Genomic DNA, 13,582 nt, shown 5'->3' with positions numbered 1-13,582 from the left:
CCGCGCCCATAAGAGGCTTATTAACAGGGTGTTAACGAGCACTGCGGGCGGTCGAAAGAACAGGTAAGGACAGGTATGTCAGGATCATACCCCTTCATCGATATTGCCGCGCTGGATTCTATCCGCGAAGGCTTTGCAAAGGGCGATGCGCAGCTCGTGCTGAAGCACGACCTGTCGGCAGTGCTTTGGGTCAACGGCCCCGGCGCGCAGCTTTTCGGCTTCGATCGCGTGGAAGACATGATCGGCGGCGGCCTTGATCTGCCCATCGCCACACGCCGGCAGATCGCCTCTTCGAACAGCAATGCGGAGGGTGAAACCCGAACCGTTTCCGTTCGCCTCGGCGGCGGACTACGTTCCGACCTTACCCGGTTCAGCGTGTCGCATATTACACTTCCCGACGGCGTGTCCGGGCTGCTGCTGACTGCCGATGGCAAGGACACAGAAGCTGAAGACATCATTTCCGGCCTCAGCGACGACAGCACGCATATTGCGCTGATCGACGCGAACAGCCGGGTGATTGCCGCAAGCCCGCGTTTTGCTGTGCTCGACATTTCCTCCACGACACTGGAAGACCTTGTCATCGAAGCTGCAGATGCGACCGACCGTATCGTCAAGCGCCGTATCCGCGCCGGAAAGCATTCCGTGCCGGGAGCGATTACGCGGCTGACCGATACACCGCCCATGCATCTTCTTTGCATCATTGGTGATGCTCCCGTCGCGACATTGGAAGCACCCGCTGCTCTGCAGGGTGAAGCCGAAGAAATTCTGGAAGAGATACTTCCAGAGCCTGTGGAGAGCGCAAATACTGAAGATGCTTCCGCTGATCAGCAGAAGCCCCGCAGTTTTGTGTTCGAACAGGATGCTCCGCCCGCGCGCTTCATCTGGAAGGTGGGACCGGACGGCACATTCAGCGAAATATCGCCGGACCTCGCCGCCACGATTGGGCCGAATGCGGCTGATGTCGTCGGGCGTCGCTTTGCCGATGTGGCCAATGTCTTCGGCTTCGACCCTGATGGCAGTATTGCGGCGCTGCTGGACAAGCGTGACACATGGTCGGGAAAACGGTTGATGTGGCCGGTGGAAGGCACGGATTTGCGCGTGCCGGTCGAGCTTGCCGCCCTGCCCGTTTATTCGCGCGATCGGGAATTTACCGGTTTCCGCGGCTTTGGCCTGGTGCGTCCGGCTGAGGCCGAAAAGGACCCGGAAAAAATCGGACTGGTGCTTGCAGGCGGCATTCCGCAGGCGCGCAAGCCCGTCAGCGAACCGGTCGAAACGGCAACGCCTGTCGAAGACGACGATGTTCTGGCGCTAGGCGAAGAAATTGCCAATGACGACAGTCCTGTCGCAACGCTGCCCAAGCCGCCGCTGGATATCGCGCCAACACCGGGACGCCGAGAATCCGATAAGGTGATCAGCTTACTGAACGCTTGCGCAGAAGAGAAAGTGGCTGCGGACCAGGCACGGATGCTTAAAGAACGGGAGCGCGAAGAGCGTCCCGAAGGCGGGCTGACCAAGACCGAGCGCAACGCATTTCGCGAAATTGCTGATCGTCTGCGCAAGCAGGGTCTTGCCAATTCGCGCGCCGAAACCGAAACGGTCGCCATATCGGACGAGACCGTTATTGACAGCTCGCAGCCGGTCGAAAAGACCGAAGTGAAAGCGTCGCTCATCGACGAAGTTAGCGCCGACGAAGCATCACTTCCGTCATCCGGAATGGCCTATGGAGATGAAACGGCCCTGCTGGCCAATCTGCCTGTGCCGGTCATCATTCATTCGGGCGATAAGATCCATTACGTCAATCAGGCCTTGCTCGATCTCACCGGCTATGAATCGCTTGATGATATTCGCGGTGCGGGTGGCGTCGATGTGCTGTTCAACAGCGAAAGCGACGATGGCGAAACGCGACAGGGTATGGTGTTGCGCCGCGCCAATGGCAGTGAAGAACCTGTCGATGCGCATCTCAACGCCATTTCCTGGCGCGAAGGCCGCGCACTCATGCTGAGCCTGATGCCGGTGGCAGCTGCACCGGTATCCGTTGAAGCCGTTGCGCCCCCCGCTGAAGCGCCGGTTGCGATCGACAAGGACGACGAGAAGCAGGCACTTGCGGATCATGTCGAGGAACTGAAGACCATTCTCGACACGGCGACGGATGGCGTTGTCCTTATTGACCCTGAAGGCCGCATCCGCTCGATGAACCATTCGGCCTCCGCCCTCTTCGGCTATGAACGCGACGAGACGGAAGGCAAGTTCTTCTCGATGCTGTTCGCCATCGAAAGCCAGCGCGCCGCCATGGACTATCTGCACGGACTTTCCGGCAACGGTGTTCTAAGTGTCCTCAATGATGGGCGCGAAGTGATCGGCCGCGAAGCCAAGGGCGGCTTTATTCCGCTGTTCATGACCATCGGCAAACTACCGCACACGCGTGGGTTCTGCGCCGTTCTGCGTGACATCACCCAGTGGAAACGCACCGAGGAAGAACTGACCAATGCGCGCAAGGAAGCTGAACGCGCTTCAAGCCAGAAAACAGAGTTTCTGGCACGCATCAGCCACGAAATCCGCACGCCGCTCAATGCAATCATCGGTTTTTCCGAGCTGATGGCCGATGAAAAGTTCGGCTCCATCGGCAATGATCGCTACCGGGATTACCTGCGCGACATCAACCGTTCCGGCAATCACGTGCTGGCATTGGTCAATGATCTGCTCGACATTTCAAAGATCGAAGCTGGCGCTCTCGACATGCAGTTTGAAGCGGTCTCACTCAACGATGCTATTGCCGAAGCCATTGCACTGATGCAACCGCAGGCCAACCGCGAGCGCGTCATCATCCGTTCGAGCTTCCAATCCAACCTGCCCGACATTGTTGCCGATACGCGTTCAATCAAGCAGGTAGCCCTGAACCTTCTGTCCAACGCTGTGCGCTTCACGGCTCCGGGCGGTCAGGTGATCGTGTCGACAAGCTATGAAATGAACGGCGATGTCGTGATGCGGGTGCGCGATACCGGCATCGGCATGACCAAATCCGAGGTCGAGCAGGCACTGAAACCATTCCGGCAGGTCAACGCGCTGGAACGCCGCAAGGCCGAGACCGCGAAGGACTGGCGCAGTGAAGGCACCGGGCTGGGCCTGCCCCTGACAAAAGCCATGGTAGAAGCCAATCGGGCGCAATTTGCCATCGATTCCACTCCGGGACACGGAACGGTGGTCGAGATTGCCTTCCCGCCCACACGCGTACTGGCTGACTGATCGGCACCTTGAAAGACTAAAGAACCTCCCCTTGCGGGAGGTTTTTTCATGTCCTGATTCAACACAAAAAAAAGCGCCGGACGAACCGGCGCTATCAGAATCTCAGAGACAAAGGACACAAAAGCAATTCGCAACGGAGCACCGGAAACGGCAGCTCGATCATCACTCAGTGTTGCATTCCTTATCGCGTGAAGCCGGTTAACGACGCCTTAAGTTCTTCGTTCAGAATTTACGCATTAGTAGCGACTGTAAAATCAGGGTTAATTTCCGCGCAGCAATTGATTAACCATAGGAAAGAAGCAGCGTTGTTGATTTGATTCCGTTCTCTGCAACCGTAGACGACTTATCATAAAACTAGCGTCTTTGCTTTGACCCATTGCTGGTTTACAGCTTGAAATACGTCGCGCAAAAGTGCTCAGCAGTTTTGCGATAACTATATGCAAAAAACGAATACCAGAGGCGCGGCGCGAAGAAAAAACGTGGCGTGTTTCTATGAAACTTCACTGATTGGATGGTTGATGCGCTGGCCCCGATTTACGCGCCTCATAATTGCGCTCGTCATTCTCTGCGCCGCGGCTGCAGCAACCTTGCTGGCCGTGGTGCCTTTTATCGTCTCTACCGATGCCATCCGTATCCGCGTTGCACAGGAAATCAGCGCCTGGACCGGCTATAGCGTTGAACTGCGACAAGCCCCTCGCCTGAAGGTGTTCCCCGTTTTGCGCGCATCGTTGAACGGCGTGACGCTCAGCAAACTTACCGATCAGGGGCAGAAGCCACTCATGAGCGCTGATCGCATCGATGTGGAGCTTTCTCCGCTCGATGCCATCATGGGACATATCTCGTTTTCCGAAACGCAGATCGTCCGTCCGCATGTGAACCTCGACGGACCGATTTCGAATTTCTCACAGCTCCTCGACGCCATCGCCAATTCCAACGGACGCCTCGGCACCGCGATCCGTGCGCAGCGCGCCCTGCAAAAAGACGGTTCCGGAGATAATGCACAGGCAACGCAGCAGGCTTCACAACCGTTTGGCCGTGTCGTGGTTCGTGATGGGACGATTGCCTTCAACCGTCCGGATAGCGAGCCGGAAATCACCAGTGACGAACAGATAACCGATGTCAACGCAACGCTGGAATGGCCGCGCACATCGAGTGCCGCAACGCTGAAAGGCAGCGCCAAATGGCGCGAAGAGACCTCCCAGTTCAGCCTGACTGCCGCACAAGCGCTGCCGCTTCTGGCGGGCGGCACATCGGATGTGACCGCAAGCCTGACCGCCAATCCGCTAAGCCTCACATTTCAGGGCAAGGCGAATATTTCCAAGGATCGTTTTTTCGAAGGAGATCTGACTGCCAAGACCCCGTCACTCAGCGGCGCGGTGCGCTGGCTCAGCCTTCCGCCAATTGCGGGCAGCGCCGAAATCGGTGCATTCTCGCTGGAATCCACCATAACCGCGACGCCGAAACGGCTGAAATTCGCCGATGTGGAAATGACCGCCAGCGACAGCCCGGCCAAGGGCGTGATCGAGATCGGTCTGGAACAGGAACAGCCTGCGGTAACCGGAACACTGGCTTTCGACAAGCTTGACCTTGGTCGCCTGTTTTCAGCCTTCATTCCACTGCCCGACAGCGGCGCGCGCTCGCCGAACGAGCGCAACAATCACGACCGCGACGTGGTCGATACGAGCTTCATTGATCGCGCAGAAGTCGACCTTCGCCTTTCCGCGCAGAGTGCCACGGCGGGCCCGGTGAACATGACGGGTGTAGCTGCTGCGGTTCAGATACGAGGCGGACGTGCCATCTTCGACATCGGCGACGCCAAAGCCTTCAACGGCATCATGCAAGCCAATGTGCAGATCGTGCGTGACCTGAAAAGTGCGAGCGGCGAATTGCGTTTCAACGCCTCAGATATCGACAGTTCGCAGTTCTTTACGGCACTTGGCTTCGACAAGCCTTTCGTAAGCGGCAAAGGCAATGTTTCCCTGTTCATGAAAGGTCCGGCCAATCGCTGGTCCGGCCTTTTGACCAATGCGCAGGGCAATGTTTCCATCCAGCTCAACAATGGTCAGATGCAGGGCTTTGCCGTGCAGGATTTTCTGACCAAGGCGCAGAGCCAGCGCTTCTTCGCTCTGGAGCGGAAGGAAAACGTCGCGCTTGCCTTCAATCGTCTGGATGTGAAAGCCAATCTTTCCGATGGTGTGGCGACGCTGGAAAATGCGCGTCTCGACACTTCCGATGGCACGCTGACGCTGGCAGGTATTGTGCCTTTCGTGGATCGCAGTCTGGCGCTGAGTGGTGAAGTCGTTTTCCCGAACAGCCAGCCGCAGCAGCCACAGGAAGGCAGCACAGACGGTCAGGATAGCCAGCCGCCAGCCGAAACTCCGCCCGCCAAGCCGCCGCTCAATTTCTTCGTCGGCGGCTCGTGGGATCGGCCATTTATTTCACCGTCATCCATGGGAACGGGGCAGTAAGCCCCGTTTTTCATTATCCCATACGGAATGCCGCCTGCTCGTCGCGGCGGCGCTGCACTTCGCGACGCTTGTTGACGACCGAGGCGATGATGACACCAATGGTCACCAGCGCGATCAGGATTGTACAGACAGCGTTGATTTCCGGCGTCACACCAAGGCGCACCTGGCTGTAGATCTTCATCGGCAGCGTGGTTGCGCCCGGACCGGAGGTAAAGCTTGCAATCACCAGATCGTCGAGCGACAGGGTGAATGCAAGCATCCAGCCTGAAACCACGGCAGGCAGGATGACCGGCAGAGTTACCTTCATGAAGGTCGTGACCGGCGGCGCACCCAGATCCATTGCCGCTTCTTCCAGCGAACGATCAAAGCTCACCAGACGCGACTGCACGACGACCGCCACGAAACACATCGAAAAGGTGATGTGCGCAAGCGTCACCGTCCAGAAGCCACGGTCGAAATTCATCGCCACGAACAGCAGCAGCAATGAAAGACCGGTGATGACATCCGGCATGACCAGCGGTGCGTAAACCATGCCCGAAAACAGGATGCGTCCACGAAAGCGCGTATAACGTGTCAGCGCCAGCGCTGCGAGCGTGCCCAGAACAGTGGCAATCGTTGCGGACAGAAGCCCGACACGGATCGTCACCCATGCCGCATCCATCAGCGCCTGATTGCGAAACAGCTCGACATACCATTTGGTCGAGAACCCTGCCCAGACCGTGACCAGTCGGGATTCGTTGAACGAGTAAATCACCAGCAGAACGATGGGCAGATAAAGGAAGGCAAAGCCCAGAGCCACCGATGCGATATTGAAGCGGGACCAGTTGTTCTGCATCCTATTTCCCCTTTTCCTGTGCCCGCGCCTGCGCCTGCTGGAAAATTACGATCGGAATGATCAGCAGGATCAGGAGCACCACGGCCACCGCCGACGAGACCGGCCAGTCGCGATTGGAGAAGAACTCACTCCAGATCGTCTTACCGATCATGAGTGTCTGCGAACCACCGAGAAGGTCCGGAATGACGAACTCACCTACGGCCGGAATGAACACGAGGAAGCAGCCCGCAAGCACACCTGCTAGCGACAATGGGAAAGTGATCTTCCAGAAAGCGGCGAACGGTGTGCAGCCGAGATCCTGTGCCGCTTCGATGAGCGAATAGTCCATCTTTTCCAGCGAGGAATAGATCGGCAACACCATGAACGGCAGATAGGAATAGACGATCCCGATGAAGATGGCCGTATCGGTATTGAGAATATTGAGCGGCGTATCGATGACGTTGAGCCACATCAGAAACTGATTGAGCAGGCCTTCCGGCTTCAAAATGCCGATCCATGCATAGACGCGGATCAGAAACGAAGTCCAGAACGGCAGGATCACCAGCATCAGCAATGTCGGACGGATTGTCGTCGGCGCGCGCGCCATGCCATAGGCCATCGGATAGGCGACAAGCAAGGTCAGGAAGGTGGAGATAGCCGCAATGCGGACACTGGACAGATAGGCTTTGTAATAAAGCGGATCATCCAACAGCCAGAGATAATTGTCGAAGGAGAGTTGTTTGATTTTCTCCCACGTTGCTGCGAACCCCTGTGCCAGATCGAAAGTTGGCATATAGGCCGGGATCGCCATCGCGACTTCCGACAGGGAAATCTTGAAGACGATGAAGAACGGGACGAGAAAGAATACCAGCAGCCAGAGATAAGGCACTGCGATGACGAGACGGCTGGCAATGGAAGCGACGAGCTTCTGCATGGTGCCCTCCTCAGGCGGTCAGCACCAGACCGGCATCGGTATCGAAGGAAACCCAGACGCGCTCGTCATAGGTCAGCGGATTTTCCGTCTTGCGCACGGCATTGAGGCTTGCAGCCTTGATCGTGCGCCCATTTTCGAGCCGCACGTGAAACACCGTCATATCGCCGAAATAGGCAATATCCCAAAGCTCGCCTTCCACCGCATTGACCGACGCATCGTCCGGCTTTTCGCGTGTGATCCGCGTCTTTTCAGGACGCACCGCATACCAGACCTTCTGGCCCGGATTGAGTTCTTCGCGAGTCTCGGTCTGAATGTGGAAACCGAATTTTTCGGTAGCGATCTCGGCCTCGCCATTGGCGGCTTTCACCACTTCGCCTTCGATGATGTTCACATTGCCGATGAAGTCGGCCACGAATTTGGAGCGCGGTGCCTCATAGACTTCCGCCGGCGTCGCCACCTGCTTGATACGGCCCTTGTCCATCACCGCGATGCGGTCGGACATGGTCATTGCTTCTTCCTGATCGTGGGTGACGACCATGAAGGTCATGCCAAGCTTGACCTGCAAATCCATCAGTTCGAACTGGGTTTCCTCGCGCAGCTTCTTGTCGAGCGCGCCCAGCGGCTCATCCAGCAGCAACACCTTGGGGCGCTTGGCGACAGAGCGGGCGAGCGCCACGCGCTGACGCTGGCCGCCAGACAACTGATGCGGCTTGCGCTTGCCATATTGCTCCAGCTTCACGAGCTTGAGCATTTCAGCGACGCGCGCATCGATTTCCGACTTCGCCATGCCGTCCTGCTTGAGGCCGAAAGCGATATTATTCTCGACCGTCATATGCGGAAACAGCGCATAGGACTGAAACATCATGTTGACCGGGCGCTTATAGGGCGGGATGCCGCGCATATCCTGGCCGTCGAGCGTGATGCGGCCCGATGTCGGCTCCTCAAAGCCTGCCAGCATGCGCATCAGCGTGGTCTTGCCACAGCCGGAAGCGCCAAGCAGCGCGAAGAACTCGCGGTTGAAAACATTGAGCGAGAGATCATCGACGGCGGTAAAATCGCCGAATATTTTCGTCACATTCTCAAAAGAAATGAAGGGCTTGGCCGCCGGATCGTTCCAGGGCGCAAATTTGCGGCGAAAACTGCCAAAAGATTCCATTCCGTTCCCCTATCCGATCTACCCGGAACCAAAAGCCTGTCTATAAAGCGGGACCGCTCTCGATAATTTGCTGTATTACAAGACGCAGAGCGGCCCTCCGTCTGCACAGTGGGCCGCTCTTCACGATGTCGGGCGGGACATATCGGTCCCATAGTATTTCGGCTCTTACTGGCCGGTGACGATCTTGGTCCAGGCGCGGGTGACCACGCGCTGGGTCTTGGTGTCATAAGGCGTGGGCACGAACAGCTTCTTCATGACGTCTTCGGTCGGATAGATTTCCGGATCGTCAAGAATTTCCTTGTCGATGAACTCCTGCGACGCCTTGTTGCCATTGGCATAGAACACGTAGTTCGAAGCCTTGGCAGCCACTTCCGGACGCATCATGTAGTTCATGAATTCAAGCGCTTCCGGCACATGCTTGGCGTCTGCCGGGATCGCCATCTGGTCGAACCAGATCAGCGCGCCTTCCTTCGGGATCGAATAGCCGATCTCGACGCCCTGCTTTGCCTTTTCAGCGCGATCACGTGCCTGGAAGATATCGCCCGAATAGCCGATGGCCATGCAGATATCGCCATTGGCCAGCGCATTGATATATTCAGACGAGTGGAACTTGCGGATATTCGGGCGGATCTTCAGATAAAGGTCCTGCGCCTTCTGCAGATCGTCCGGCGACGGCGAATTCGGGTCGAGACCCAGATAATTCAAAGCCGGGCGCAGCATTTCGCTGGCCGAATCAAGAAGATAGATGCCGCAACCTTTAAGCTTCGCAGACTTTTCCGGGTCGAAAAGCACGTCCCAGGAGTCGATCGTGTCGGTGCCGAGCGCTTCCTTGATCTTGGCCTTGTTGTAGCCAATGCCGGTCGTGCCCCACATGTAGTTGACGGAATATTCGTTGCCCGGATCGTAGGTTGCCGCGCGGTTGGAGATTTCATCCCACATGTTCTTGAGGTTCGGCAGTTTGTCCTTGTCGAGTTTCAGGAACACCCCTGCCGGAATCTGACGGCCAAGGAATTCGCCCGATGGCACCACGAGATCGTAGCCGCTGCCACCGGCCAGAAGCTTGGTCTCCAGAATTTCGTTGGAGTCGTAAACGTCGTAGACGACCTTGATCCCGGTTTCCTTGGTGAAATCCTTGAGAATGGAGTCGTCGATATAATCCGACCAGTTATAGATATTGACCACCCGCTCCTGCGCGCTCGCGGAAAATGTGGCAGCCGCTACAAAGCCCGTCACGACGGTCGTTGCCAGAAGGAAGGATTTGATCCCCATCATTTGCTCCAATCTGCACGATAAATTCCGGTGCAGGTTCAAGGTGGATATACTGTTTCTTTATTGCACTTTTTTAGATTGCACAGCATTCGTCAACAGGGTCGTGACAGGACGAACATAAAAATTGCATCGCAGGACCCACCCGCCCCCATCCGTGGGGCAATAAGATTTGGGCTGTGCTGAGTCGAAAATGGTGGGGCTTGAGAACCGGAGCGGAGCGTACTTTTGGGTACGTGAGCACCGGAAGCGAAAAGCCACGCCATTTGCAGGCCAGCAAAGCCGAAATATCGCGCCCCTACTGGAAGTCAAAGGCCGATAACCCCGCCACCATCTCATCCAGCCCGAGCGGACGTGTCAGCGGTGGCTCGGCACGAGTGATGCAGCCCTGCCTTTCGCACAGACGACAGGCCGGACCGATCTCGGTATTGCCAGCCTTTGAAAGTGACGCGCCATAGACCGTGTCGCTCCCCGCTTCCAGCGCACAACCAAGCAACAGCGCTGTCCGGCGCGGACGCTCGCTGAATGCGCCCTGCGGCCCTTCCAGCGTGCGGGCAATTGTCAGGAAAGCCGAGCCGTCCGGCAGTTCCGCCGGTTCCACCAGCACCTGCCCTGCCTGAGCGAAAGCCGCATAGACCGGCAGCTTGGGGCATTGACCGCCGAAGCGGGTCGGAAAACCTTCCGCCCCTGCAACGCGCAGGCGATTGCCCGCATGGTCGATTTCCATCACGAAGAAGGGCTGCGCACTTGCCCCCTGTCGCTGCAAGGTAGTCAGTCGGTTTGCCGCCTGCTGGAATGAAACCCCGAAACGCGTGCGTAGCACATCGACATCATAACGGGCCCGCACGGCTGCATCGCGAAACTGGCGATAAGGCATCATCAAAGCCTGCGCCGCATAGCGCGCCAGTTCGAACCGCGCGATGCGCTTGGCCTCGCCCGACGACAGTTTCAAGCCTTCCGTCTCTGCGCCGATCACCACCTGCATCCGGATCAATGCCGCCTCCATGGCAATTTCCTGCAACTGATCGAAGGGCGACAGACGCTCCGAAATAAACAGCCGCTGCGAATGCCGGTCATAACGCCTGCGCCAGTTCGGCATGGTGGCGACCGGCAACGTGCGAACCGTGATGCCATGCTCGCGGCGCAGCCAGTCCTTCAAGGCGCTGGGTAAATCCCCGTCCGGCTTAAGGAGGGTGTAAAAGCTCTCCGCCTCTTCCTCGATACGAGGATAATGGTTGGCCCGCCGCGCCATCACATCGCGCACTTCATCGAGCGGCAGGCGCGTCGCGGAAAGCTCAGCCCCGCTTCCCTCATGCGACAGCAATTGCGACAAATCGGACAAGCGTTGCTGCTGCTCGCGATAGGCACGGTAAAGTTTCATAATGCCGACGGCAGCATTGGGCGCGGCCTCGCCGATTTCGACCAATTCCTGATCGCCCGGCAGTTCACCGGTCAGAAGTGGATCGGAAAACACTTCCTTCAGCCCCGTGATCGTGGAGCCGCTTTCGGCCTGAAGACTGTCGAGGTCGAGCTTGTAAACACTGGCGAGCTTCAACAGGAGCTGCACCGTCAAGGGCCGCTGGTTGCGCTCGATCAGGTTGAGATAGGACGGCGAAATGCCAAGCGCCTCGGCCATCGCCGTCTGGGTCAAGCCTCGCTCGTTGCGGATGCGCCTGATGCGTGGGCCGGCAAATATCTTGCGTTCGCTCACCTGATCCTCCCGACCCATAACGGCAGTTTTACAATTCATGACAAAATAGCTGTAAAATTCAACTTTGACAAGATTTACAAATTTACAGTGCCATCCAGTCAAAACTCCGACAGCATTACCTCAATTATAAGCTCTTTTTATTGGTTTTTCTGGCGCACTAACAATCTCGATTGTAAATCTGGTCACAGAAAGAGCGCAGACAAATTGCTCTTCCAGAACCAGTCCAAAGTGTGAGGAGACACCGAAATGACAGATTTTTACAGCCTTATTCCTTCGGCACCAAAGGGTCGCTTCGACGGCATCCAGCGTGCGCATACGGCCGAAGATGTAAAAAGGCTGCGTGGTTCGGTGGAGATCAAGTATTCGCTGGCCGAGATGGGCGCCAACCGCCTCTGGAAGCTGATCCATGAGGAAGATTTCGTCAATGCGCTGGGCGCGCTTTCCGGCAATCAGGCCATGCAGATGGTTCGCGCCGGACTGAAGGCAATCTACCTCTCCGGCTGGCAGGTTGCAGCGGATGCGAACACGGCTTCGGCCATGTATCCGGACCAGTCACTCTATCCGGCGAATGCCGCCCCGGAACTGGCCAAGCGCATCAACAAGACGTTGCAGCGTGCCGACCAGATCGAAACCGCCGAAGGCAAGGGACTTTCGGTCGATACCTGGTTTGCCCCCATCGTTGCCGACGCTGAAGCAGGATTCGGTGGTCCGCTGAACGCTTTCGAGATCATGAAAGCCTTCATCGAGGCGGGTGCAGCAGGCGTTCACTACGAGGACCAGCTTGCCTCGGAAAAGAAGTGCGGCCATCTTGGCGGCAAGGTTCTGATCCCGACGGCAGCGCACATCCGCAACCTTAACGCGGCGCGCCTGGCTGCTGACGTGATGGGAACGGCAACGCTGGTTATTGCCCGCACGGATGCGGAAGCCGCCAAGCTTCTGACCTCGGACATTGACGAGCGCGACCAGCCCTTCGTCGATTACGATGCTGGCCGTACGGCGGAAGGCTTCTATCAGGTGAAGAACGGCATCGAGCCATGTATCGCCCGTGCGATTGCCTATGCGCCCTATTGCGATCTGATCTGGATGGAAACATCCAAGCCGGATCTCGAACAGGCCCGCCGCTTCGCGGAAGCCGTACACAAGGCACATCCGGGCAAGAAGCTCGCCTATAACTGCTCGCCGTCGTTCAACTGGAAGAAGAACCTCGACGATGCCACGATTGCCAAGTTCCAGCGTGAGCTGGGCGCGATGGGCTACAAGTTCCAGTTCATCACGCTGGCCGGTTTCCACCAGCTCAACTTCGGCATGTTCGAACTGGCACGCGGCTACAAGGACCGGCAGATGGCAGCCTATTCCGAATTGCAACAGGCGGAATTTGCAGCCGAAGCCAACGGCTACACCGCGACCAAGCATCAGCGTGAAGTCGGCACCGGTTATTTCGATGCCGTGTCACTCGCAATCACCGGCGGCCAGTCTTCGACCACCGCCATGAAGGAATCGACTGAAACAGCACAGTTCAGACCGGCTGCTGAATAACAGCCCGGCGACAAACAGGAGGAACAGTTCCATGAATTCGCCAGCACGCGTCAAGGAAAGAGCAGAAGAACAATCTTCAAGCATGACCACGGATCAGCAGACCGTTATCCGTATGCTCGCCAACGATCTGCATCGCCTCAACTACACCGTCATGAAGGCGGTCGAGGCAGGCGTTTCCGTGGAATTGGTCCGCTCGGCCCGGCATCATGGTGGCGACGGCAACTGGGGTGACCTACTGATCCCAGTCATCGTCACCCACGACAAATGATGATGCTCCCGACTATCGCCGTCGCCGCCATGTTCCTTCATTTTGTGTGCCTTCGGCAGCACGGGAACGGCGACGGCAACCGGGGTGATCTACTGATCCCAGTCATCGTCACCCACGACAAATGATGATGCTCCCGACTATCGCCGTCGCCGCCATGTTCCTTCATTTTGTGTGCCTTCGGCAGGC

9 protein-coding genes are annotated in these 13,582 nt (G+C 57.3%); 4 read left to right on the top strand and 5 right to left on the bottom strand.

Features of this window, described 5'->3' with window-relative positions:
• Positions 1–75: 75 nt before the first annotated feature.
• Positions 76–3,243 carry a cell-division control histidine kinase PdhS gene (gene pdhS / locus FG152_RS01490; protein WP_010659109.1) on the top strand — a complete coding sequence of 1,056 codons (3,168 nt, stop codon included), beginning with the start codon at positions 76–78 and terminating at the stop codon, positions 3,241–3,243.
• A 518-nt stretch (positions 3,244–3,761) separates the two neighbouring features.
• Complete coding sequence (locus FG152_RS01485) at positions 3,762–5,711, top strand: AsmA family protein (RefSeq protein ID WP_010659110.1); 1,950 nt, start codon at positions 3,762–3,764, stop codon at positions 5,709–5,711.
• A gap of 13 nt (positions 5,712–5,724) precedes the next feature.
• Here FG152_RS01485 and FG152_RS01480 read toward each other — a convergent pair whose 3' ends face one another.
• From FG152_RS01480 to FG152_RS01460, 5 genes are all read right to left on the bottom strand, one after another.
• Entirely contained in the window at positions 5,725–6,546 is an 822-nt protein-coding gene (locus FG152_RS01480; RefSeq protein ID WP_010659111.1) for an ABC transporter permease, read from the bottom strand.
• A 1-nt stretch (position 6,547) separates the two neighbouring features.
• Positions 6,548–7,459, bottom strand: coding sequence for an ABC transporter permease subunit (locus FG152_RS01475; RefSeq protein ID WP_010659112.1), 912 nt, complete (start codon positions 7,457–7,459; stop codon positions 6,548–6,550).
• Positions 7,460–7,469: 10 nt separating this feature from the next.
• The gene (locus FG152_RS01470) at positions 7,470–8,615 is read right to left on the bottom strand and encodes an ABC transporter ATP-binding protein (RefSeq protein WP_010659113.1); all 1,146 of its coding nucleotides are present in this window, start codon (positions 8,613–8,615) and stop codon (positions 7,470–7,472) included.
• A 165-nt stretch (positions 8,616–8,780) separates the two neighbouring features.
• The gene (locus FG152_RS01465; protein WP_010659114.1) at positions 8,781–9,884 is read right to left on the bottom strand and encodes a polyamine ABC transporter substrate-binding protein; all 1,104 of its coding nucleotides are present in this window, start codon (positions 9,882–9,884) and stop codon (positions 8,781–8,783) included.
• A gap of 295 nt (positions 9,885–10,179) precedes the next feature.
• Positions 10,180–11,592, bottom strand: a complete 1,413-nt coding sequence (locus FG152_RS01460; RefSeq protein WP_010659115.1) for a helix-turn-helix domain-containing protein — start codon at positions 11,590–11,592, stop codon at positions 10,180–10,182.
• A 246-nt stretch (positions 11,593–11,838) separates the two neighbouring features.
• On the opposite strand from FG152_RS01460, the gene aceA reads away from it, so the two are divergent.
• Both aceA and FG152_RS01450 read left to right on the top strand, forming a co-directional pair.
• On the top strand, positions 11,839–13,128 hold the full coding sequence (aceA, locus tag FG152_RS01455; RefSeq protein WP_010659116.1) for an isocitrate lyase: 1,290 nt from the start codon (positions 11,839–11,841) through the stop codon (positions 13,126–13,128).
• A 31-nt stretch (positions 13,129–13,159) separates the two neighbouring features.
• Positions 13,160–13,396 carry an SMc00767 family acetate metabolism repressor gene (locus FG152_RS01450; protein WP_010659117.1) on the top strand — a complete coding sequence of 79 codons (237 nt, stop codon included), beginning with the start codon at positions 13,160–13,162 and terminating at the stop codon, positions 13,394–13,396.
• Positions 13,397–13,582: the final 186 nt, after the last annotated feature.

This window comes from Ochrobactrum sp. XJ1, assembly GCF_024701725.1.
Taxonomy (GTDB): Bacteria; Pseudomonadota; Alphaproteobacteria; order Rhizobiales; family Rhizobiaceae; genus Brucella; species Brucella anthropi.
Note: the sequence above shows the minus strand (reverse complement) of the source record. Positions and strands in the feature narration are given on the sequence as shown.